Origin of the sequence: Paenibacillus sp. XY044 (assembly GCF_002257645.1) — a bacterium.
Taxonomy (GTDB): Bacteria; Bacillota; Bacilli; order Paenibacillales; family Paenibacillaceae; genus Paenibacillus_AQ.
This window is the reverse complement of record NZ_NQMO01000001.1, coordinates 1,202,731-1,226,685: the sequence shown is the minus strand read 5'-3', so window position 1 is coordinate 1,226,685 and position 23,955 is coordinate 1,202,731. Positions and strand designations below refer to the sequence as shown.

At 54.3% G+C, this 23,955-nt stretch carries 19 protein-coding genes; 4 read left to right on the top strand and 15 right to left on the bottom strand.

What is annotated here, in order from left to right:
- Positions 1-100 precede the first annotated feature (100 nt).
- Positions 101-1,006, top strand: a complete 906-nt coding sequence (locus CJP46_RS05725; protein WP_179281043.1) for an AraC family transcriptional regulator — start codon at positions 101-103, stop codon at positions 1,004-1,006.
- Positions 1,007-1,140: 134 nt separating this feature from the next.
- Here CJP46_RS05725 and CJP46_RS05720 read toward each other — a convergent pair whose 3' ends face one another.
- The 3 genes from CJP46_RS05720 to CJP46_RS05710 form a co-directional block, all read right to left on the bottom strand.
- Entirely contained in the window at positions 1,141-2,736 is a 1,596-nt protein-coding gene (locus CJP46_RS05720; protein ID WP_094594594.1) for a histidine kinase N-terminal 7TM domain-containing diguanylate cyclase, read from the bottom strand.
- A 186-nt stretch (positions 2,737-2,922) separates the two neighbouring features.
- A complete protein-coding gene (locus CJP46_RS05715; protein ID WP_094594593.1) occupies positions 2,923-3,792 on the bottom strand; it encodes a sugar phosphate isomerase/epimerase family protein in 870 nt (289 codons plus the stop codon).
- Entirely contained in the window at positions 3,792-4,784 is a 993-nt protein-coding gene (locus CJP46_RS05710) for a Gfo/Idh/MocA family protein (RefSeq protein ID WP_094594592.1), read from the bottom strand. Before CJP46_RS05710 ends, CJP46_RS05715 begins: the two co-directional genes overlap by 1 nt.
- A 300-nt stretch (positions 4,785-5,084) precedes the next feature.
- Between CJP46_RS05710 and CJP46_RS05705 the strand changes: the two genes are divergently transcribed.
- A complete protein-coding gene (locus CJP46_RS05705) occupies positions 5,085-5,285 on the top strand; it encodes a hypothetical protein (protein ID WP_256992201.1) in 201 nt (66 codons plus the stop codon).
- A 51-nt stretch (positions 5,286-5,336) separates the two neighbouring features.
- On the opposite strand, the gene CJP46_RS05700 is transcribed toward CJP46_RS05705, so the two are convergent.
- From CJP46_RS05700 to CJP46_RS05660, 9 genes are all read right to left on the bottom strand, one after another.
- A complete protein-coding gene (locus tag CJP46_RS05700; RefSeq protein WP_256992200.1) occupies positions 5,337-6,641 on the bottom strand; it encodes a discoidin domain-containing protein in 1,305 nt (434 codons plus the stop codon).
- A 293-nt stretch (positions 6,642-6,934) separates the two neighbouring features.
- On the bottom strand, positions 6,935-8,887 hold the full coding sequence (locus CJP46_RS05695) for an elongation factor G (RefSeq protein WP_094594591.1): 1,953 nt from the start codon (positions 8,885-8,887) through the stop codon (positions 6,935-6,937).
- A gap of 250 nt (positions 8,888-9,137) precedes the next feature.
- A complete protein-coding gene (locus CJP46_RS05690; protein ID WP_094594590.1) occupies positions 9,138-9,695 on the bottom strand; it encodes a GNAT family N-acetyltransferase in 558 nt (185 codons plus the stop codon).
- Positions 9,696-9,853: 158 nt separating this feature from the next.
- Positions 9,854-10,138 (bottom strand): DUF4183 domain-containing protein, encoded by a 285-nt coding sequence (locus CJP46_RS05685; protein WP_094594589.1) that lies wholly within the window; start codon positions 10,136-10,138, stop codon positions 9,854-9,856.
- A gap of 165 nt (positions 10,139-10,303) precedes the next feature.
- Positions 10,304-12,592: a 5-methyltetrahydropteroyltriglutamate--homocysteine S-methyltransferase gene (gene metE / locus CJP46_RS05680; protein WP_094594588.1), complete on the bottom strand. Its 2,289-nt coding sequence runs from the start codon at positions 12,590-12,592 to the stop codon at positions 10,304-10,306.
- A gap of 186 nt (positions 12,593-12,778) precedes the next feature.
- Positions 12,779-13,804: an iron-hydroxamate ABC transporter substrate-binding protein gene (locus CJP46_RS05675; protein WP_256992199.1), complete on the bottom strand. Its 1,026-nt coding sequence runs from the start codon at positions 13,802-13,804 to the stop codon at positions 12,779-12,781.
- A gap of 94 nt (positions 13,805-13,898) precedes the next feature.
- Complete coding sequence (locus CJP46_RS05670) at positions 13,899-14,831, bottom strand: DMT family transporter (RefSeq protein ID WP_094594587.1); 933 nt, start codon at positions 14,829-14,831, stop codon at positions 13,899-13,901.
- Complete coding sequence (locus tag CJP46_RS05665) at positions 14,828-15,688, bottom strand: AraC family ligand binding domain-containing protein (protein WP_094594586.1); 861 nt, start codon at positions 15,686-15,688, stop codon at positions 14,828-14,830. Before CJP46_RS05665 ends, CJP46_RS05670 begins: the two co-directional genes overlap by 4 nt.
- A 198-nt stretch (positions 15,689-15,886) precedes the next feature.
- Positions 15,887-17,494, bottom strand: a complete 1,608-nt coding sequence (locus CJP46_RS05660) for a gamma-glutamyltransferase family protein (RefSeq protein ID WP_094594585.1) — start codon at positions 17,492-17,494, stop codon at positions 15,887-15,889.
- Between the two features lie 368 nt (positions 17,495-17,862).
- Here CJP46_RS05660 and CJP46_RS36455 point away from each other — a divergent pair, with 368 nt between their 5' ends.
- Complete coding sequence (locus tag CJP46_RS36455) at positions 17,863-18,006, top strand: hypothetical protein (RefSeq protein ID WP_179281042.1); 144 nt, start codon at positions 17,863-17,865, stop codon at positions 18,004-18,006.
- Here the strand turns inward: CJP46_RS36455 and CJP46_RS05655 are convergent.
- On the bottom strand, positions 17,987-18,952 hold the full coding sequence (locus CJP46_RS05655; protein WP_094594584.1) for a DMT family transporter: 966 nt from the start codon (positions 18,950-18,952) through the stop codon (positions 17,987-17,989). The genes CJP46_RS36455 and CJP46_RS05655 overlap by 20 nt on opposite strands.
- A gap of 124 nt (positions 18,953-19,076) precedes the next feature.
- Between CJP46_RS05655 and pdxR the strand changes: the two genes are divergently transcribed.
- Positions 19,077-20,492: a MocR-like pyridoxine biosynthesis transcription factor PdxR gene (gene pdxR, locus CJP46_RS05650; protein ID WP_094594583.1), complete on the top strand. Its 1,416-nt coding sequence runs from the start codon at positions 19,077-19,079 to the stop codon at positions 20,490-20,492.
- On the opposite strand, the gene CJP46_RS05645 is transcribed toward pdxR, so the two are convergent.
- Together CJP46_RS05645 and CJP46_RS05640 are read right to left on the bottom strand one after the other, a co-directional pair.
- On the bottom strand, positions 20,489-21,310 hold the full coding sequence (locus CJP46_RS05645) for an isocitrate lyase/PEP mutase family protein (protein WP_094594582.1): 822 nt from the start codon (positions 21,308-21,310) through the stop codon (positions 20,489-20,491). The two genes, pdxR and CJP46_RS05645, sit on opposite strands and share 4 nt — an antisense overlap.
- Positions 21,311-21,567: 257 nt before the next feature.
- On the bottom strand, positions 21,568-23,937 hold the full coding sequence (locus CJP46_RS05640; RefSeq protein ID WP_094594581.1) for a glycoside hydrolase family 2 TIM barrel-domain containing protein: 2,370 nt from the start codon (positions 23,935-23,937) through the stop codon (positions 21,568-21,570).
- Positions 23,938-23,955: the final 18 nt, after the last annotated feature.

Genomic DNA, 23,955 nt, shown 5'->3' with positions numbered 1-23,955 from the left:
GTTCTGTCCTCCTATTTATCATAAAATGATTAACACCCCGGGTAATTTAGGTGAAAGCGACATTTTACCTGGTAATTCCGACATAGCGAGGATAAAAATCATGCCTAAGCGTACGGTAAGGCTGCTGAGCGGCAGGGAATATTTCAACAATTGGGATGACTTCTCGATTTTCGTGAACCGCAATGCCGAGTCCTATGAGTTAACCGAGCATCATCATGATTTTCTGGAAATGAGTTATGTCAGTGAAGGAACCGGGTATCACCATACGGGCGATGAGGTGATGCCCGTGTCTGCGGGAGACCTGTTTGTCATTCCGATTGGCGCATCGCATGTCTTCCGGCCGGGCTCAACGGCCAAGGACCGTCAGCTGATCGTATATAATTGCCTGACCTCCATGGAAAACGCCACCAAAATTTTGGAATTGGTACCCGGCGGCGATGAGCTGAGAGAGCTTCTGGCGTTCAACGAGATCATGCACTATCGCGATCTTGACGGCGAAGCCAAGGGCTGGTTTGAACGGTTGTACCGCGAGTATGCCGTGGAGCGAACCGGAAGGGAAACCGCGCTGTACGCTGGCATGCTTCAGCTGATGATCTGCATCCTCCGGATCCACGAAGCCACCGTGGAAGGGGCACCTCCGCCCCCCTCCTCCGGCGTGGACCATGTGCTGTCCTTGCTTCACAGCCAATTCAGCCGGGCGTTAACCGTGGAGGAGCTTGCCGGCGAACTCGGCATTGGGGAGCGGCAGTTTCAAAGGCTGTTCGTCAAACATACCGGACTTACGCCCATCAAGTATTTGCAGCGGATCCGGATTCAGGAGGCTTGCCGACTGCTCCGGTCGACCCATCGCCGGATTCACGATATTTCTGCCGCCGTCGGCTATACAGACATCGCGTTTTTCAACGGACTCTTCAAAAAGATTACGGGCACGACTCCCAGGGAATACCGGCAGTCACACGCGTCCATGACAATGTCGGCAGAAGGTACGGAAGATATTGATTCATAATTGTAATCGTCATATGCACTATTTCATACACAAAAAAGCCAGTCCCCATGGGGCTGGCTTTTTACACGAATTATTCGCTGAAAGTTTCCGCATCCGCGGCGATCCGCACCGTATCTCTGCCGGCGCGCTTGGCCTCATACAAAACCCGGTCGGCCAGCTTCAGCAGCCGCCGCAGCCCGGCTTCGGCCGATTCGCCTCCTGCAAGGAGCGCTCTTGCAGAAGTCTCCTCCATTCCTCGCGCAAGGCCGCCGGCACGGGCACGGGCTTGTGACGGGCCCGTGTCTCCCGCTTCCCGTCCGGCCGCTGCTTCCGGCCACGCCAGGCCCACCGCCGGCAAGGGCGGCACGTATGCGTTCCGCTGTTTCGGCAGCTTCTACGGGGCTGAGCCCTGGAAGGGCGATCACAAATTCCTCGCCTCCATATCTGCCGAACACGTCCACGGCACGCAGCTGATTGCGGCACACCGCGACGATGTGCAGCAGGGCGTCGTCACCCGTGTCATGCCCGAACTCGTCGTTGATCCGCTTGAAATGATCGATGTCGAACAGGAGCAGCGACATCGGCTCCCCGCGCTGTAGGCATGCATGCAGCAGACTGCTAGCCAGCTTCATAAAATGCGCGCGGTTGTAAATCCGCGTCAACCCGTCATAGTAAGCCAGCTGGCGAAGCTCTTCTTGAAGACGCGCTTTCTCGGTGACGTCGATCAGCACGATCAGCCGCCCTGCTGCCTGCCCGCCGCGATTGCGGATGACAGACGTACGGATTTGATATTTGAAGTCCCGATCCGCGATATGCCAGTTCAATTCCTGGATATCTGCCCCCGAACCGCTGTCCGCATCCAAATCGTAATGAAGCAGCGTCCCTGCGGCGTGCCTTTCCCATAGCCCTTCCAGCGGATTCCCGATGGATGAGGTGCCTAGCTCGGGAATCATGGAGCCGGCGGCGTGATTGTAATCGACCAGCCGGTTGTCCTTGTCGAGCACCAGAACGCCGTCGCGCATGCTGGCAAACAGCTTGTCCCGGGCAATCGGAGCGACGTGGAACAACCCTTTGGACATAAGCGCCCATAAATATAGCGCTGAGGTCACCGTCATGATTACCGGAATCGGATCCATCCCTTCAGGGGTTATGCCGCCCAGGTAAAGAAAATCTCCGGCAAGCGGCAGCACCAGGCCAATCAGCATCGTGCCGAGTTGGAAACGGTATGACGGCATGCGCCGCCAGTTCCTTAGCAGCAGTACGACGCCGCCGATCATGCAGCCGAACGTGTAGGCCCCCTGAATAATGTACCAAGGACCTGCCACCACATCCGCTTTAAGACTGGACGTTCCTGCCCGGAGTAGGATGTCGCGGTAGTAGAAGTGATGCCAATCATTTGTCAAGACAAGCAGCAGCGTGACAACGGGAATGATGAACATGGCGGTCTTGAGACGCCTTCCCAAATAGCGTTCCATACCGAGATAAGACATAATGATGAGCAGATTTAGTGGTGGCAGGAACGGCATGCCCAAATATTCGATCTTAATCCAAAATTTGACTTCTTCGAGCGAACCGCTGGCAAGTTCAAGAGCGGACCCGAATGTATAAATGGCTGCCAGGAGGCTGAACACGAAAAAGGTTCGTACCATGGTGAGCTTGGACCTTCCCGACAAGGCATATAATCCCATCAGAAGATTTAAAACACCGGAGGTAACGATCAGAGTCAGGACAGCGGAGTAGGGTGTTCCCATAAGGTTGCAGGCTCCAAATCATGTGTGGTTAGCCGGAGCCGTCACGGTCCGGACATTCTTATTCCGATGTTACCACAGGAAATAAGGGCAAGGATACAGGAAAATAATAATCCCGCCATACGAGATGGCGGGATTGAATTCCATAAGTATCCTTCATTGTTGAAGAACAGATATAGGTGACCGAAATCATTTAAAATATAAAGCCAGATGCTCGGCAGCTTTCACGATTCCCTGCCGCTCCGCCTCAATCGATCCCCAGAAGCGGTGATCTTCAAGTTCTATGCTTACCGCTCCTCGGTAGCCAAGCCGGTCAAGCCTTACTGCAACCTTGCTCCACTCCACTTCGCCATGTCCCGGGATCGTATAACGCCATGAACCTTCGGAGAAGCCGTATTTCTCACCGAAGGTTGCCGGAATGACTCCGCATTCGTACAGCTCATCGTGCAAAATTTCCGTGTCCTTGCCGTGGCAATGAACGACCCGCTCCCCGAATTCGCTTAATGCGCGGAGATAGTCGATGCCCAGCCGGACCAGGTGGGACGGATCATAGTTGAGTCCGAAATGCCGGGAAGGGATCGCTTCGAACATGGCTCGCCACATTTCCGGCGTACATCCCAGCGTCGGATAATACGGTGCCGGGCCAGGCCAGCCTTCGATCGCCATATAAACGCCTTTCTCCTCGGCATGGCGAACAAGCTCGGGGAACGTCTCCTTCCAGATGGCGAAGCCTTCCCTGCGGGGCAGCGAATGGTCTTCCGGGACAAGACACATAAACATCACGCTGCCACCGAGCTCCGAGATGCCATCCATCTGCTGTTTTACTGAGGTCACGGCCGCCGCTCGCACGGTCTCATCGCGGCTCAGAAGCTTTGCCGTCTGCTGCGCATCGACCGATCCGATCCCGATGCCTGCCTCCTCGCATGCCTGTTTCACTTCCGGAGTCAGCTGCGGGACATCCAGAATATCAAGTCCGGCTTCCGCTGCCCACAGCGCGGTTTGTCGTATTCCTTCCGCACCGATTTTGGGTGGAATTCGCATTCCGATGGGATTGCTCATTAGACATTTTCCTCCTCTGTCATAGCCGCAGCCTGCGGAACATAGCCGGCCGCCTGATAGATCATCTCGGACAGTTTAACAACCTTAAGGGCGAATTCACCAGGAACCAGCACTTCGTGCCGCCCCAAGATCGCGTCGATGAAGCTCTTGTCCTGGTTCGTCGTCTGCTCCGGCAGTTCCGGGACGACGGGTTCTTGCTTCAGCCGCCGCAGCGTAATTTTTCCGTTGTCATAGAAGATACCGCCGTCCTCGCCGCAGAATACGAAGGTTTCATGCCAGCAAGGAGCGTAGCCGACCAGGTTCAATCCCGCCACTGCGCCTTCGGCAAACCGGATCGAGGTGAAGGTATCGATCTCGACCGGCGCACCGTGCATATGCAGCTGCGGTTTGACATCAACCGGCGTCATTCCAGTGGTCCAGAGCAGCACATCGATAATGTGGCTGCCGGAATCCATCAGGAAGCCGCCGCCGGATAACGCTGGGTCTTGGCGCCAGGAACCGGGCGTCCCCTGTCTCCATTCCTGATACAGTGAGGCGGTAACCGAGGTGACTTTACCGATAACGCCGCTCGCGATCGCATCCCTTATGTACAGAAACTCGGGTTGAAAGTGACGCTGATACGATACCTGCAAAATTTTCCCCGCCTGCTCGGCGGTGTGAATCAGCAGCTCGGCCTCGGCCGAGGAGCAGGTCATCGGCTTCTCGATCAGAACATGCCGACCACTGCTGAGCACATCCTGCGCCTGCTGAAAATGCTGGGTGTGCGGGGAGCAGATCACCACCGCGTCAAGCTCTGCCTGTGCCAGCATGTCCTCATAATCCGAGAACTGGCGGGCTTCACGAAGCTCGAATTTTTCCACAAATGCATTCCGATTCTTGTCGCTGGTGTCCGTCAAAGCTGTAATTTGAACCTCCGGTAGTTCCAGCAGCTGTCTGGCATGCCAAGCGGCGATGCCTCCCGTGCCGATAATGCCTACGCGAACTTTGCTCATGTACACAGCCTCCTCAATAAAATACGGTACTGTAAGGATACTTCCATACGGCTTGTCGGCTTCATCTCAGCAGTTATTTATGTCATCCCCATTATAGAAATGGAAGCGCATTCGAACAATGCAATATAACGACAACTTGCTGGCGACGCTGTCACGATTTCACAGAATAACGGCACCAATAAAAAGCCCCCCTTGCGTGTACTGCTTATTTTCCCAATCGCCCTGTAGTCAGCGGATATAAAAACTCGGATTTGGAAATGGCTGATGTATACTCACTACAAGGACAAAGGAAGCTGGTACATGAATATACATGCGATTAACAGCTGGATCAGACATCTCGCCCACAATTATTTCTTGATCGTCATTGCCGCGGTTGTCTTTTTTCTGTGCAAAGCGGTGATCGGCTATTTCACCTACCGGCATTACAACAAGAAGCTGGAAGCGCTGAATCATAAATTGGACCGGTTATCGGATGAAATGGGCAAAATAAAACGTGAATGATGCAAAGCACCGCCAGCTTCGAACGAACACTGACGGTGCCTGGTTACCGGGTTAAGGATACAGGCCGATTTCGGCGATTTGCAGCTCCGCACCTCCATTGTTCGCTGTCACGTTGAGCCGATAATACGAATAAGCGTTCGAGTTGCTGAAGGTATACGTCTTCGTCAGGAAACGGCTTGCGAAGGTTTGGCCCGTCTGGGTATCCAGCGTCGTCCAGCTCGTGCCGTTATTCGATCCCTGAAGCGACCAATTTTTCGGATCCCTGGCTGGAAAATCGTTGGCCGACGTTACCGAGTAGGAAGTGGCGATATGTGATGCCCCGCCGCCGAACTGATACTGGATCCAGCCGGCATTCGTAAATATCAGCCATTTCGTTGAGCTGCTTCCATCAAATGCCTTCTCCTTCTCTTCGCCGGATGGACTTCCCGAAGCGCTGGCGGATACCGTGCCGCCCGTCGTCAGCGATCCGGAGGCGGGTGCGCCCAGCGCACTGTTGATCGCCGCCGCATAGTCCGCCGCCGAGCCTCCGCTCGGATTATTCAAAATGGCGTCATAATACCAGATAAAACCGCCCTGGATACCCGCCGACGATTTCCAGGCGCTCATCCGGGTGTTGACTTGGGCAGGTGTGTTGCCGCCGCTGGACGTCTTGCTGTCCAAGCCCGGCATCACCGTGATCCCGAGCTGGCTGTTCCAGGATGCCGGATTATTCCCCGCTCCACCGTCGTACACCTGGAGGTACACGCGGTCCACGCTAGACCCCAGCTGGGATTTGACGTTCTGCCAATAGCTGACGTTGGTATAAGGGCACAGCGTTATCTTTAAGCCCATCCCAGACAGCATCTTGCCAAATGCGACCGCCGAATTGACGTCGTATAAGTCCTCGTTGTCAAAGCTCACCGCATCGACCCCAAGCGCCGACTTTAACGCGGCGAAGTTTTTGTACAGAATGCTTCCGGTTCCCGTCCCTTGGGAGGCCACGAGGTTTTTGATGTTCTGGAAATCGCTCACGCCCCATGAACCGACGCTGATCTCAAGACGATTCACCGAGGTGGGGGCCTGCTTAAGCGAGGCCAACTCGGCGGGCCATGACGCTTTGCCGATATAGCTGCCGTTAGATACCACCGGCTGATCGTTATACACCAGATCCCCGTTGCTGTTGACATGGATGGTCCAGAGCATGACCGTCGAGAACCCGGATGCTTTCAGCGTGTTCATCGTGTCGGTTCCCCCTGCATAGAACGGACCGCCGCCATAAATCACGGATTCAGGGGCTGTCTCTGCGGATGCGCGCCACGGAAGCAGACCTAGCAGCAGCATGCAGCTCATGAGTACTTTGAATGCTTTTCCTTTCAAACCATTTCACCTCTCTACAAAGAATGGATTGTACGGCAAATCTGCAGCAGCTGAAACGTTGTGCCATCTAACGATATGAGTCATATTCAGGGTTCAGAATCAGTTCTTCCGTGTCTGCCTCCGACGGCATGCCAACAATCCGACGTTCGCCGGGAACCTCGGATCGTGGATGAAACGTATATTTGAAGTTCATAGAATATAAAAATTTTCAGCGAAGCTGAACCATCCTATGATCGCAAGAAAAACCTCTGCTAAACGCGGTCTGTCTTCTGTGAAATGATGCCGACAGACGTTTATCTGACCTTGTTAATGTGCAGCATGTAATCGCCGCGATGGAGCGGATTCAACTGCCTCCGTTGATTGACGGGCGTGGGCGATACGGCGGGAACGTAACCGCCTGGCTTTACCGACATGACGCCTGCCCCGCCGGTCAGCCCATGCAGTTCGGTTTTCAATACGTCAGCATTTCGCACCGGAATCGTTCCCGTGACGTAAACACTGCCGCGATCGAATTTTGGTTCCTCAAACGTCCCGTCCAGTGCCGTGATACGGAACAGCACTTTGCTGATACTGGATTCGGGAAGGCTGATCTGGAGCTCGCTGACCGGTTCATAGACTTGTGTCCCTGCCCGATCCAGCGCCTTCATTAGTACAAGCGGTGTCAGCAGACGGAAGTCCTTCGCCGTGGATACGGGACTGCTGTAACCGGTGTCGGTTAGGGTAACCGTGATATCGGTCACGCCCCATCCGTGTAGACCTTCCCGCAGGACCTCCGCTACGGTTTCCCTGATCGCCTTTTGAAACGACAGGGGAAGCGAGCCCAGTTCAACTTCCAAACGGTACACCAGGCCGGAATCCGCAGGCCCCGGCTCGACGCGGAATCCGACGGTTGCCCAGAACGGGTTGTCCGGCTCGCCGATGGTTTCCGCGGCTTCCCCGGAAGATACCGGTTTTTCGATACAGATTACTTGAGGTGCCGAGAAAGCAGCCTCAATCGAATACTTCTCACGCAGGGTCTCGAGCAGCACTTCCTGCTGGACCTTGCCGAAGACGTGGATGATATTTTCGTGGGTGTGGGCATCGTATACGTACTGCAAAAACGGGTCTTCCACGGTCAGTTCGCTCAGCGCCAGATGAAGCGGATGTCCGTCTTCCGGCCGAACCGCCGATACCTGTACTTGAATCGGAGGCTTTTGAAAACGGAATACCTTCATGCTCTCCGATACGCAGCCGATCACGTCCCCCACCTGAACATGTTCGCTGCCAAAAATAGCGATATCTCCGGCATCAACGTGCTGAACCGGTTTTCTTTCGCCATCCATCAGCCCGTACAGCTGCTTGATCTTGATCCGTTCCAACAAGCCATCCTGCGCAATGACTGTCACTTCAGCCCGGGCTTGAAGCCGTCCGCCGAACAATCGGACAAAAACCAGCCTTTCCCCGCCTGCCTGGACGATCACTTTGAAAGCCAGACCTGTCAGCGGCAGGGTGGTCAGTATCTGCGATTCTTGGACAGGAAAAAAATAGGAAAGTCCGGAGAGCAGCTCCCGAACCCCCAAGCCTTTCGCCGCCGATCCGGCAAACAGCGGAAACGCAAGCCCCTGCCGGCTTTGTCTGCCAAGCTCCTGCCGCAGCCGGTCTTCGGAAATTGCTGCATCCTGGGCAAAATCCTCCATAAGCGATTCGCTGCCCAAAGCCAGCACCTCGATCCAGCCGGAAACTGCAGGATCCGCCTGGACCACCTGAACCGACTCGGTTCCCTCGTGGTCGGCTATGGACACCTCGCAGATGCGGTCATCCAGCAATTCGCGGATTGAGGCGCATACCTGAATGAAATCCGCCCCCATCCGATCGATTTTATTGACAAAAAACAGGACCGGAATCCCGTGCTCCTGCAGTGTCCGCATCAACACCCGCGTCTGTGCCTGCACTCCCTCAACCGCAGATACGACCAGTATCACGCCGTCCAGGACGCCCAGGGAATGCTCGACTTCGGATATGAAATCCGCGTGTCCCGGCGTATCGATCAAATTCACCTTCAGATCACCAAGTATAAACGACACGGCTGCCGCTTTGATGGTGATCCCCCTTCTCCGTTCCATGTCCAAAGAGTCGGTGATCGTACTGCCTTGGTCGACCGATCCCGCCTTCTCGATCACCCCCGCCTGATACAGAATTTGCTCCGTCAGAGTCGTTTTGCCGGCGTCAACATGGGCCAAAACTCCAATATTTATTGTATCGTTCATATCGCTGTAACCTCACAGGTTTCATAAGATTAGATCCTTTCGGTTTCATTTCGATATAGTGTTGCCGCATGCGTACCGCCTCCTGTATGTTTTGTACATTTATTGTATCCCTGATCCGGACATCCGGACCGTGTATAAAATGCTTATAACTAAAAAATATCGGGTTATGCATCCTGTAAAGATCAAAAAAAGACCGGTCCCGCCAGGCCGGCAAACGGCTGGAAGGAGCGATCCAGGGACATCAGTGATATTATATTTTGAACGTGATGGGGGTATCTTCGATTTGTCGGGACCAGATCATATGATGCTGTCCCTCTCCCCAATGGTGGTCCAGCACATAGTCCGCCTCGCCGAATTTCCGGGTCCAGATGCGCTGGGCGTTCCGGTACCCGCTGTCCAAGCAGAATTGCGAGATACCTCTCGCTTGAAGGGTGAGCAGAATGGCGCTCCACAGCGAGCTGCTGATGCCCTGGCCATGAAGCTCGGGATGAACCAGTACGGTCCCGACTTCAACCACATCTCTCAGCGCATGACCGGTGGATTCATCGATCAGGGAGCTGGAAGGTCCACACTCGATCGTACCAACGATCCTGCCCTCCATCCATGCGATAAGAAAATAGCGATGATGGCCTTGCGATTCCAAATCCCGGTGAAGATAATCATGCTTGGAAGCGATTTCATGTTCGATATCTTCATGCAGGTCGGCTATGCCTTCCTTCTCAAACGTATCCGTGATAACGAGTCTAAAAAACGTATGTATCGCCTCGACATCCGCTGCCTTTGGTCTTCTGATCTCTAATCTCATGATCCAACCCCCGAATCGGCTTCAACAATAATAGATCGAAGCTTTGTTTCTGTCGCATGTGTTCTATTAATATATCATGAAACTAGTTAAAGGATAGACGCAAAAAACCGTCCCAGAAGGATCTGGACGGTTCATTGCAATGTTGGTGCTGCGATATACCGTTAGGAGACGACGAACTGAACGACAAGAGGAGTTCCTCCGTCCAGAACATCACCTCCAGGTATGGTGATGGCGGTCGTTGTGACCGAGGACGTATCCGCTGTCTGGAGCATTCCGTTGATAAACAGGTTGTAATATTTATACGCTCCTGGAAAAGCTGTCGCCGCCGTGCCCGCATCGTTCGTAAATGCCGTGGCTGCAACGGTAAACGCAGCCCCTGTCCCGGTCCCTGACCCGATGGTGGACGTATACCGCAAGCTGTTCTGGTAAGGCGTTACAATAGGCATCCTTGCTCACCTCCCTTCTCTATCAATAGATGCGCTATGTTCAGAGAGGTGAGGGCAAGTCTATAAAATGGATGAAAACGGCGGAAGATTCATAGTCAGCCTTACCGTTCTCTTGGATGTACTCTAAGCATCGCGGCAATGAAACGCATTTTGGGTCATATCCATTTATACCTTCAAAGCATATTTCTCGCGGGAAAGGCGCGTAGCTTCGACCATGTTCCGCAGCGAGGCAACCGTTTCCCCGATTCCCCGTGTTTTGAGTCCGCAGTCCGGATTGATCCAGAACAGCTTCGGATCCAGCACCCGCAGAGCACGGTCGATCATCCGGGTCATTTCTTCCACGTCGGGAACGCGTGGACTGTGAATATCGTAAACGCCGAGGCCGATACCCAGCGGGTAAGTATTCTCCTCGAAGCTTTGAATCAGCTCTCCATGGCTCCGTGAAGTTTCGATGGAAATGACGTCCGCGTCCATCGCAATAATCGAATCGATCATGTCATGGAATTCGCAATAGCACATATGGGTATGGATTTGCGTTGCATTCTGCACCGTGCACGTGGTCAGCCGGAACGACTTCACCGCCCATTCGAGATAACCTTTCTGGTCCTGTTCCTTCAGCGGAAGCCCTTCACGAACAGCCGGCTCATCCACCTGGATCATGCCGATGCCGGCTTTCTCCAGCGCCTCAACCTCTTGACGTAATGCGTAAGCCAATTGGTAAGCGATTTGTTCGCGGCTGATGTCGTCGCGGACGAACGACCAGTTCATAATGGTGATCGGTCCGGTGAGCATACCTTTGACGGGTTGCTTCGTTTTGGACTGGGCATACTCCGTCTCCTTGACCGTCATCGGCTTCTCCCAAGCAACGTCGCCGAAAATAATCGGCGGTTTGACGCATCGGGAACCGTAGGATTGAACCCAGCCGTTCTGCGTAAAGGCGAATCCCGCCAGCTTTTCCCCGAAAAATTCGACCATGTCCGTTCGCTCAAATTCGCCGTGAACGTACACATCGAGCCCGATTTCCTCCTGCAGCTGAATCCAGAGATCGATTTGTTCCTGGATAAAATTCGTGTACTGCTCGGCGTTCCATTCGCCTTTGCGCCACAGCTGGCGTGCCTTGCGCACCTCCGCCGACTGCGGAAAGCTGCCGATAGTCGTCGTTGGCAGAATAGGCAGCTGCCATCGGTCATGCTGAATGTCGCGGCGCTGCGCAAAAGCAACCTCGCGCTGCGCAGGCTCCGCACTGACAGCGGCTACCGCCTGCTGGATATCGGTGCGGTTGCGTTCGCCGGAACGTTTGAGCGCGGAAACCGCTGCTTCACTGCTAGCCAGCTCCGCGGAGATCACCGATTCTCCGGATTGAACGGCTCTGCTGAGCAGCACGATTTCTTCCAACTTCTCATCAGCGAATGCCAGCGCCCCCAGGAGTTCCGGCTGAAGCTTGGTTTCGGCCCGGACCGTGACCGGTACGTGCAGCAGGCTGCAGGAGGATTGGATAACCAGCCGTTCAGAAGGTATGACCTCGGCGACCTCGTTCAGCAGATCGAGCTTTTCACGCAGGGATGCTTTCCAAATGCCGCGTCCGTCGACAACACCTGCTCCGAGCACTTTATCCTGCGGGAAACCGAAGTCATGGATGGATTGCCGGTTCCCTGCCAGCCCGTGGACCAGGTCCAGCCCGATGCCATCAACCGGGAGCTGCGTAATTTCTTGATAACGTTCCACAGCCTCGAAATAAGTCTGCAGCATGATTTTTACGCCTGGCGCCGCATCTTTGAGCGTTTGGTAAATCTTCCACAGGCGGCTGATGTCTTCATCGCTTAGCTTCGTGACGAGGATCGGCTCATCGACCTGCACCCAGTTCACGCCTTCCTGCTCCAGCTCTTTCAAGATCCGCGCGTACAGCGGTAGCAGCCGCTCAAGCCAGGCGTCCGTTTCCGATGCGCTGTACCCTTTGGACAGCTTCAGGAAAGTGAGCGGACCGACGATCACCGGTTTTCCTTCGATGCCAAGCTTGTCCTTGGCTTCGCGGTAAGCCAGAAGCGGCTTATTTTCGGTAAGGACCGGCGTGATGCCGCCCAGTTCCGGCACGATATAATGATAGTTCGTATTGAACCATTTGGTCATTTCGCAGGCGGTGGCGCCTTTGGTTCCTCTTGCCATCGCGAAGTAAACGGATACGGGCACCGGCCCGCTGGTGTATTCGAAACGCTCCGGTATAATCCCGAACATGGCTGCCGTATCCAACACGTGATCATAATAGCTGAAATCGTTAACCGGAATCAGGTCGATTCCTTTTTCCCGCTGCTTGCTCAGATGACCCAAACGAATTTCCTGCAGCTGAGCGTGCAGCTCCGATTCTTCGATTTTACCGGACCAAAACGCCTCCAGCGCCTTTTTCCACTCCCGGTTTGCGCCGATGCGCGGGTATCCCAAACTGCTGCTTTGTGCCATCTTCATTTACCCCTTTGCAAATTGTTAAAATTGTTATCAAAAAGATAACACGTAACATCTGCAGCCGTATAACTGGAAATAACTATATCTAGTTATAGCCGGAAGCTATAGCAAGCGTCCTTGTTCTAAGAAAAAAGCTCCGCAGGGTGCGTTTTTATTCGCAGCTGCAGAGCTTACTTCAACATCTTATTTAACGGACAGCAGACTGTCCGATATGAACTTAAGCTGAGCTTCCAATGAGACCGGGTCGTTATACGTGTCCGCCTTCGGATTCAACTGAAACACATGACCCGCTTTAACCGCAGGCAGACTTTTCCACACCGGATTGTCATAGACGATGTTCGGGTCGCTTGTGTCTCCAGACCACGGACATGTGAAAATGATGTCTCCGGCAAATTCGGGGAGCGTCTCCATAGAGATCGTAGCCCAGCCGGTCCCGCTGTCAATCGCTTCCTTCTGCGCTTCCGGCGGCGCCTTCAAGCCGAATTCGCCATAAATGATTTCCCCGCCGCGCCCGTAGTTATGTCCAAACACATATAACCCTTTGGCATAAGGATTCAGGATGGACACCGTTTTGCTGCCTACCGCTTCCTGGATCTTCGGCTTCAATTCATCGATCTTGTTTTCCCACTGCTCGGCCCAAGCCTTTGCCTCTGCTTCTTTACCGGTCAATTTGCCGAAGTCGATCATCTGATCCTTATAATTCTTCTTGCCGTATTCGATGGCGACGACCGGGGCAATTTGCTCCAGCTTATCGATTCCGTCCGTCCCCGTATAAGTGATAATCAGATCCGGTTTCAGCGACAAAATCTTCTCGGGCGAAGGCTCGTTACCGATGCTTTCGACGCCGTCCAGCATGCCCTCGAAATACGGATTCTCCATGGCGCCTTCCAAAATACCAACCGGCTTGACGCCTAGTTCCAGGAAATATCCCGTATAGAAATTCGTCAAATCGACGATCCGCTGCGGATGCTCCGGTACTTGAACATCGCCGTTGCCTGCATGGAAGGTAACCGTTTTACCCGTTCCTGAAGACTCCTGTCCGCCGGTTTGGGATGCAGATGCTTCTGCTGATGAGGAGGAACCCGCCTCTCCTCCGCCTCCCACCGTTCCTGAACCCGCACCGGATCCGCTGCTGCCGCAGGCTCCCAGCAGCAAGGCTATTCCCAACACACACATAATCAGTGTGTATGGTCTTAAAAATTTAAACAACGAAATCCACCCCTATGTAATTGATATTGAGAATCATTATCAATATATCATGGCAGTTCAGGGCTGGCAATCGATTTTTGGGGTGACCTGTATTTCACAAGGGCTTGTTAGATGTTCTTTTGTGCAGGCCTCCTCTCTTTTGAACTCCCCTTCGTTCGGAAAGAACCAGTCCGGCAACGGTTAACAACGCGCCCCAGAGTGCAATTCCCGTTATATTCTCATGGAGGACGAGGACCGCCGCAGCCACGGTGATGGCCGGAACCAGATAGATGTATACACTTGTTTGCACGGGCCCTAGTACACCAACGCTCCAATTCCAGGTGACAAAGCATAACGCCGATGCGCCCAGCCCAAGAAACAGCAGATTGGCCAAATTGGCGCCGTCAGACAAACGCTGGAGATTACCGGGCAAGCCCTGGGTGAATAAAATCGGAAGCATAAAGAGCAACCCGTAGAAAAAGATCCGCCGCGTACAAGCGATGATAGGATAGCCCAGCCGGCTTATCTTGCGCGTCAGAATTGAATAAATTCCCCAAAACACGCACGCCAGTGCAGCCAGAGAGTCCCCGAGCGGATTCAGCTTCAGCATGTAGCTTCCCTGCAGCATAAGAAGGACGACACCGCTCATGGCCACCACAAAACCTGCGAAAAACAGCCCGTCCAGCCGCCCTTCTTTTAAGATAAGTCTGGCGGTTAATGCCGTGACAAAAGGGGCGACCGAGACAATGATGCCGACATTGGAGGCAAGCGTATACGTCAACGCCACATTTTCCAGCAAAAAATACAAGGTTACCCCGCAAAGCCCTGCGCCTGCAAACAACAGCTCTTCCTTGATTCTCCGGAATGGGATGATTCGGGGATGAACGGCGAGAAGTGCCAAATATCCGATCGCGAAACGCAGCAGCAAAATGTCGAAGGGCTCAAAATCGGTCAGGAGCAGTTTGGTCGAAATAAACGTCGTTCCCCAAATCAGAATCGTCAATAAAGCGGTCAGGTGGCCTGCAGTCCGGTTTTCGGTCAGCTTCATACGCCTTTGACCCCTTTCACTGGCGGGATGCGCTCCACCTGTCGTTCATCTATGAAAATACGCATATACTGACGCGGCGTCAGTCCAATGAAACGCTTGAAAAAGTTGCTGAAATGGCTTTGATCGCTGAACCCGGTCTGCAGCGCCGTGTCGGCCGGAGGTACTCCCTGCTCCAGCAGCTTCTTGGCGTGTCCGATTCGCACCGTCTCCAAATAGCTGTACGGCGATATGCCCCGTTCCCGGGTAAACGAGCGTAAAAAGTGGTATTTGCTCAGCCCTGCCAATGCGCTTAATTCATCCAGCGAAACGGCCCCTGCGAAGTTCGCTTCCATGTAATCGCAGACGTCCTGAAAGCCCACTCCCACTTCATAGAAGCCGTCGGCCGGGGTATCCGAATACTCCTGAAACAGCTGCCCCATCAGCAGAAAGAACCGCTCTTCCTTGATAAAGTCCGGTTCTCCCTCACAGATCATGGCGTGAAGTTCCTGTAGCGAAGGGGCAAACTCGCTTTGGCACAGAACGGTTTGTGTAAAAACCGGCAAATCGCTTCGGCCCGTTATCTCCTGCACGATCTCCATCATGCGCTCAGGCTGGATATTAATACAGCGGTAATCCAGCGCACGGCCGTCCACTTGCTCGCAGGTATGAACATCACGCGGATTAAAAATGATGATATCGCCCGGATGGATGATGTATTCCTGCTGCCGGCATGCCAAATAGCGCTGTCCGCCTTCAATAAACCCGATCACGTAATAGTCGTGAAAATGAGGCGGGAATTTCTGTTTGACGCCTACAAATCGGTATGCCTCGACCTGCAGGCCAGCGTCATAATAAACCGTTCGAATTTCGTCCGGCATGCCGCCACCTCCTTCTTGGTTACTCTGTAAGGGTATCAGAAAGCTCACCCGCTGGATTGGACGATATTGCTCGGTGAAGCCGTGAACGCCATTGCGAGCTGGTGCGGTAACGGAAAAAAACCGCCAACATTCATGCTGGCGGCTTCACATCCGTCTCTAGTGGGTCCCCTATTGGGCGAACCTCTTGCTGGAAAGGCTTTACCAGACAGCGACTCCCCCATCGGTCCGGGGGTCGGTTCCTCCGCACAGCACACCGGTATCCGGATCTCTCCAGATGATTTGCCCCCGCCCAAACGAGCTGAAGTCAGGAGCAACCTGAACGTCATGTCCCATACGCTGAAGACGTCTGACCATGTGCATCGGAAAGTGAGGCTCAACCGACACAGTCTTCCCCTTCACCCACTGCCATCTCGGGGCATCGAGCGCTGCCTGCGGATGAAGATCGTAATCAATCAGATTCATCGCCACTTGGACATGTCCTTGCGGCTGCATATACCCGCCCATCACGCCGAAGGGGCCAACCGGCTGTGCTCCTTTAGTGATAAATCCTGGGATAATGGTATGGTACGTACGTTTTCCCGGACGCAAGCGGTTGGTATGATCCTCCTCCAGCGAAAATTCCAGTCCGCGGTTCTGGAGAGCGATCCCCGTACCAGGAACGACGATCCCCGAACCGAAGCCGGTATAGTTGCTTTGGATAAAAGAGACCATGTTGCCTTCCCCATCTGCCGTCGCCAAGTATACCGTTCCGCTCGCCCGCGGCTCGCCTGCCGCCGGAACCAGCGCCTCGCTGCCGATCAGCCCTCTTCTAAGCTCTCCGTATTCTTCCGTCAATAAAACCTGCGGATCTACGGACATATGCGCAGCATCCGTTATGTACCGGGCACCGTCTGCGAACGCCAGCTTCATCGCCTCGATCTGGCGGTGGTAAGACTCAGGCGATTCCTGGGACGTTGCGGGAAATCCCTTTAAAATATTGAGCGCAACCAGGGCGATCAAGCCTTGTCCGTTCGGGGGAATCTCCCAAATGTCGTAACCGCGGTACGACACCGACATCGGCTTCACCCACTCCGGCTTAAAAGCAGCCAGATCTTCCTTGGACAAAAAGCCACCCGATCTGGAGATAAACCCGTCGATGATCTCTGCCAGCTCGCCGCGGTAGAACGCTTCCGCTTCCGTCGAACCGATCAGGCGGAGCGTCCGCCCATGGTCGGGCGAGCGCCATATCTCGCCGGCCGCAGGCGGCTTGCCGCCAGGCGCAAACAAGCTCAGCCATGGCGCGAATTCTTCGCCTTCGAGCGTGCTGTAGCGCCGGAAGGCGGCGTGCCAGTTGGCCGCGGCCGTGGGCGATACCGGGTAGCCATCCTCCGCGTAGCGGATGGCCGGCTCCAGCGTCTCGGCCAGCGGCAGCCGGCCAAAGGTGCGGGACAGCTCCGCCCAGGCCGCCGGCGTGCCGGGCACCGTCACCGGAACCGCACCGTAGCGCGGCATCTCGCGATGCCCGAGCGCTTTTACCGCCTCGATCGAGATCGAGGCTGGTGCGGGACCGCTGCTGTTCAGCCCGTGCAGCTGCCCTTTCGTCCACACAAGGGCAAAGGCGTCACCACCGATTCCATTGGAGCAAGGCTCCACAACCGTCAACGCCGCGGCGGTGGCGATCGCCGCATCGATGGCGTTGCCCCCGCGCTTCAGAATGTCCATGCCTGCCGCTGCGGCAAGCGCCTGTGAGGTGGCCACCATGCCTCTATTGGCATAAACCGGCAGCCGGTAGGAAGGATACGGATGATACAGAGGATCAAAGGACATGAATGCTTCAACCTCCTAATTTCTTCGGTTTTGCCGGTTAACATATCACTGAGGTTTTAAACTGTCAATCCTCTTTTCATATTCTGTTTACCGGTCCCGGCGACTGGCGCCGTTCTTACACCCTGCCTTCAGGCATATATTGAACAAGACGAATGAATCAGAAGCTTTGCGGCTTTCAGACCGCAGCAGCTCCCGACTCTTATCAGAAGCGATTCTGATCAGAGTCTTTTTTCAATCACTAAAAACACGGCCCGTTCTTTAGAAAAACATTCGCCAAGCTCAGGTTATTATTTTTGCTGGTTCGGTAATCGTCATGAATCCGTATTTCGCTCTGAAGAATATTAAGAATTTCGAAGGGGTGATCAAGTATGAGCTTGTTGACCAGATTCCTCCTCTACTTCGGCAAAGGCCTGCTGATCGCGGTCATCGCGGTGCCTTTCCTGCTGTTCGTCATTATCGGCAGCTATGAAGACACAACGGCCATTGATGAGTTTATGTCCCGCTTCTTTTAGGTAAAGCTGCGCGGTTTTTGCTTTGCCCTGTAGGTTTGAGGTCCCGCTCGCTCCCGATCAAGACCATGCCGGCGATGACCAGCAGGCCTCCCGCCCATTGCGGCCATCCCGCATGTTCTTTGAGCAGCCATACCGAAAGCGTCAGGGAAGTGAACGGCATCATGCCCGAGAAAGCGGCTGCGGCTCCGGCGCTGCAGCGCCGTATGCCGGCATACCAGCAAATAAACGCCAGAGCGGTTACGACAGGCCCATACCACACCAAGGCCAGCCACCCTTGCCATCCCATACTGGAGAGAGCCGCGAATGGCTGTTCCGCCAAGCAAGGGATCAGGCTGATCAGCCATGCCATCGCGGAGACGAGCGTCGTCTGCACAACAGGATGAACAGCCTCTTGCTTTATGCTGCTTGGGACTGCCGATGCGCGGGAAAGAATATTAAACATCGATTCGCAGCCGGCAGCACACAGGACCAGAATGTTTCCGCTAATATGATCATTGGAAAAATGGCTCACCGGCATAAACACGCCCTGGATCAGCAGAATCCCGCAAACCGTGCCGATGACGCCTAAAAAGTGGATGGCTTTCATCTTTTCACGCAGGACCAGCACGGCCAAAAAAACAGTGATCGCGGGGGTTGCGCCGGTTAAAATCCCGGCCTCGACTGAGCTTGTTCGGCTGAGACCGTAGAGCAAAAACATGCGGAACAGCAGAACGCCAAACAAGGCCTGGCAGAACAGCAGCAGCCATTGTCTTGGCGGCAGTAAACGGATCGTTCTCAGCAGCTTGGCCATACAGAACGGCAGCAGACAAACCAGTGAGAACAAGAGGCCCATGCAAGTAATCGTAAACGTCCCCAGCCTTCCGCTCACAAACGATGCCGCGATGACAGAAGTGCCGGCAAGCCCAAATGCGCATAACAGGTAAGCATAACCTTTGATTCGTTCCATTCTTAAGCATCATCCCCTGCTCAGTAGATTCGTTTCCAAATGATTGTTACAATCATAATGGAACAAACTGGTACGAAAAAGAACCAGTTCATCCCGAAATCATACCAACCAGTTGGAGGATGCCATGTGGGGAATCGAGTTGGACCGGAGCTTGGACATTTCTTTGAAACGCCAAATCTATCAAAGACTGAGGGATCAAATGATAAACGGGACCCTGAAGGCAGGCGCTCCCCTTCCCTCTACCCGCGAGTTGGCCCAGACGCTTTCCGTGTCACGGAATACCGTGAATGAAGCGTATGACATGCTGATCGTCGAAGGGTATGCGGAGAGCCGGCAAGGGGCACCTACCCGGGTTGCAGGAGGATTGGTTCTCGATCATGCGAAGCAGAGCTCAGCCCAGCAGCTTCAAGATACAGACCCCGTTCCTTCATTCCTGGCGGATTTCAGGACAGGCCAGCCGGATCTGCGCCAGTTCCCGAGATATGTATGGCAGCGGGTTTCCCAGAAGGCCATGGGCGAAATGCCGTTGGAGCTGCTGGGCTATGGCGGCCCTCAAGGTTTGGCGCAGCTGCGTGAAGAGATTGCCGCCTGGCTTTTGCGCAGCAAAGGACTGACCGTTGATGCCCGTGATATTTATATTACCGCCGGCGCCACGCAGGCGCTTCACTTGATCGCAGACCTTTTGCACACGGATCATCCGGAAATTTTGGCCGAAGATCCCTGCAATATCGAAATGATTCAGACGTTTATTCAAAAAGGCTACACGGTGACGTCGGTACCCGTGGATGCCCACGGGCTTCAGACGGATGCCTTATCCATGGATCATCAAGGACCGATTTACGTTACACCGTCGCATCAGTTTCCTCTTGGGGGCATTTTGCCTGCAGCAAGGCGTGCCGCTCTGATCCGCTTTGCGCGCCGCTGCGGCAGTTACGTCATTGAAGACGACTATGACAGCGAATACAGATATTACGGGGAACCGGCAACGCCTCTGTATGCGATGGCCCCGGATCGGGTCATTTATATCGGTACGTTTAGCAAAGTTCTCTTTCCCGCGCTCCGGATCGGGTATGTACTCGTTCCCCGCGAGCTTCAAAGCCGCTGGCGAAGGCTGCGCACCTATACGGATGTGCAGAATCCGCCTTTCGAACAAGCGGCGCTGGCCGAGTTTTTGCGTACCCGGAAATTTGACCGGCATATCGCAAGGATGAAAAAGCTATATAAGGAACGACGCCAGGCTCTCCTTGATGCGTTGGGGGACCGTTTTGGAGAACACTGGCGTCCATGGGGAGATGCGGCAGGGCTTCATTTGGCCGTCGAGTTTTCCGGTATGGCCTTCGATGAGTCATTTCGGACACAAGCGCGGCAGAGACGGATACGCACGGTGCCGGTGGAACATCACTGCATGCGGAAAGGAAGGCATACCGACAAGCTTCTGCTTGGCTACGGTCATCTGGAACCCGATGAAATTCGCCTGGGCGTCCAATGTATTCAGCAGTTTATAGAGGAGTATTTTAAGGAACATGCGCGTCGTCGCTAGAGTTGCAGTAATTCATCATACGTGAGTACGCTCGATGTCATTCGCTCAAACGAGCCGTGTTCCAGCATTTCGCCGCCGATCCGGTTGAGCAGCGAAATCACGGCACGAAAAGGGCCGGAGCCGGTGCTGATTCGTTCAATCCCGAGCGACTTAAGCTCATGAAGCGGCGGCATGCCGGCACCCGCCAGCAGATTGATCGGACCGCCGATTTCACTCCGGAGGGTCCGGATCGGAGAAATATCCGCAACGCCTGGCACAAAGACGCAGTCGGCTCCCGCTTCCTGGTAGGCCCTAGCCCGTTTCAGCGTTTCCTCCAGCATGTTGGCCGGCGTCCCTTGACGAATCCAATACGGATCCGTCCGGGCGTTAATAAAAACTGGAATGCCTAATGGATTCACGGATCGCCGGATGGCAGCTATTTTCTCCTGCTGTTCCGAGATGTCATACAATCTGGCTTGGGGATTCATCGCGCTGTCCTCCAGATTGATCCCTACTGCGCCTGATTCGATCACTTGTCTTACCGACATCGCGACTTCTTCAGGCGACGATCCATATCCGTCTTCCATATCCACGGTAACCGGAATAGTCACGGCCTGAATGATCTCATGAATCGCGGCCAGCATCGTTTCAAACGGCATGTTCCGGTCCGCATAACCATGGGCGGCGGCAATGCCGGCGCTGGTCGTGCCTACGGCCTTGAATCCGCATTGCTCGAAAATCTTCGCGCTTGCCGCATCCCATGCGTTGGGTAATACGAAGGTCTGCGAATGGAGCTCTTTAAAAGCGGCTCCTTTTCGTTTTTGTTCCGTCCTATCCATATTTTCTGCCTCCGATCGATGTGATCTGCTATACGCGCTGTTTGCATTATACCCCCGTATTCATTCGGTACTCATCGAAGTGTGGAATGCACCTTGTCCTTCAAATCTAAGGGAGCGGCAACTGATTTGTTCCGGTCGTCGATGCCCCTGGTATTTATCCGTGAAAAGAAAAAAAGCCTGCAGCCCAGGCTTTTACATGAAATAAATCTTGAGAATCGATTTTTTTCAAAGAAGTTTATCGTCAGACGATGTTCATTTTATTCTTCGACCTTGATCCGCAGTTCACCCTCCGCCAATCCGTCCGCAGCTGCGCGGATTACCAGTTCGCCGGCTTCCGGTCCAGATTGGACGACCACAAGGCATCGGCCCCCGCGGGTTTCCCTGCGGCTGCCCTTATAAGGCCCGTGATCGCGCAAGTCCCCGTTATCGACGCCAATGATCTCGCCTTCGCCTTGGAGGTCGAAGCTTAGCTCGAAGTCCGTATTCGGGACGATGATCCCCTGCTCATCCACGACTCTGACTTCAATATGGGCGATGTCACGACCGTTCGCACTCAACGCGGAGCGATCGGCGTCCAACACAATTCGGCACGGTGTGCCTGCCGTCTTCATCGTATGCTCGGATACAACCGCATCGCCGTTACGTCCGACTGCACGTATGGTGCCGGTATGGTATGGTACATGCCATTCCATGAAGCGATTCGGGTAATCCGACAGCTTGCGCACGCCATACGATTCGTCGTTGATAAACAGCTCCACGCTCTCACAATTGGTGAACGTGACGAGCCTGATCAATCTGCCCGCCTGCTCGGGAAAGGTCCAATGGCTCGCGAGTCCCGGCGATTTCCAGTGCAGCGTCCACTGCGCACCGGCGTCCTCTAGAGACGAATCGAACACGGCAATGTGAACCATCGGCTCCTCGGACCATAAGCTTTGCTGCAAATAGGAGATCGGTTTGCGGAATGCGCAGGTATCGATTAATCCGGACGCCCATCCTTTATACGGGTACGACGCTTCCCCCAAGTAATCGATCCCGGCCCAGACGAATTGCCCGATCACATAGTCGTGCTTCTCAACATCAAACCACGGATTGACCGGAAGATAACCTTTCACGCGGTTCCCTTCCCCACGGTAGTACGGGAACGTCTCGGTGCCGACAATCAGCGTATCCGGCATAGCTTCCCGGTATTGCTCATACCACTGCTCCTGATAATTAAGCCCCAGAATGTCGACCAGCTCCGCCATCTTTTTCGTATGCTCGACCTTGTCTTCAATCGGACCTTCGCGCAGGCTAATCGGCACGTTATGAGGTTCGAGCGCACAGGTAACGGGACGGGTCGGATCCAGCTTGCGGCAGTAATCGGTGAGCTGCTTCAGCATGGCCAGCATAGAAGGCTGTCCCTGGTTCTCAACCTCATTGCCCACGCTCCACAGGAAAATGCTCGGGTGGTTCCGGTCCTGGAGCAGCATCGCTTCCAGGTCCTTCTCCCACCAATCGTCATACAAGTGTTCGTAATACAGCGACTTCCACTTATCAAACGCTTCATCAATGACCAGAAAGCCCATTCGGTCGCACAGATCGAGCAGCTCTGAAGCCATCGGGTTATGGGCAAAGCGAATCGCGTTGCAGCCCATTTCCTTCAGCTTCTCCAGCCTGCGCTTCATGGCTTGATCATGGTAGGCCGCGCCCAGGCAGCCCAGATCGTGGTGGATGCAGACGCCTTTCAGCTTCAGCGGCACTCCGTTAAGAATAAGTCCCCGTTTCGGGTCCAAAACGACTTCCCGGATACCGAACGGCGTTATATATTCATCGGTTTCGGCTCCGTCCCGAACAATCGTTGTCCGGGCGTAATACATTTCCGGCTGCTCCGGTGACCACCGTAGCGGTGAATGGATCACGATCTCCTGATCAACCACAAGATCATCCGATGCCGGCACCGTCACGGGTGACTCGCTCTTTCCTACCGTCATTCCCCGGCTGTCCTTGAACTCAGTAACGACCGTGCAATCCGCCGGATTTCCGCCATGATGGCTTACTCGGATTTGCGCCTTGACCGTGGCTTCATTCGAAAGGATCTCAGGCGTGGTAAAGAACGTGCCCCAGGCTGCGATATGCAGTTCATGGGTACGAATGAGCCACACGTTGCGGTAAATACCCGAGCCCGAATACCATCGATCGGAAGGTATCGGCGTATTATCTACTTTCACCGCGATCACATTGTCCTGATCCCATTTCAGATAAGGTGTCAGATCATATTGGAAGCTAATATATCCGTACGGGCGCTTGCCAACGAAATGACCGTTGATCCATACCTCGCTGTTATGGTGAACGCCATCAAACTGGATATAGACGCGCTCGTTGGCGGACGCCGGCTTGATATGAAAATGCTTTCTGTACCATCCGACGTTCCATCGCGGCAGGTAAGCCTGCATGCCGCCAAATTCCATGTCGGGATCCACTTTCTGCTCAATGCTCCAGTCATGCGGAACCTGAAGCTTCCGCCACGTCTGATCTTTAAAATCCGGCTGCTGGGCGCCGGCATAATTCCCCAAGGCGAACAACCACCCCGTATTAAACGAGGTCATTTTCCTGCTGCGGGTATCCGCTTCCATTGTCAGTTCTGTCATAAGCCTACCTCCTGCTCT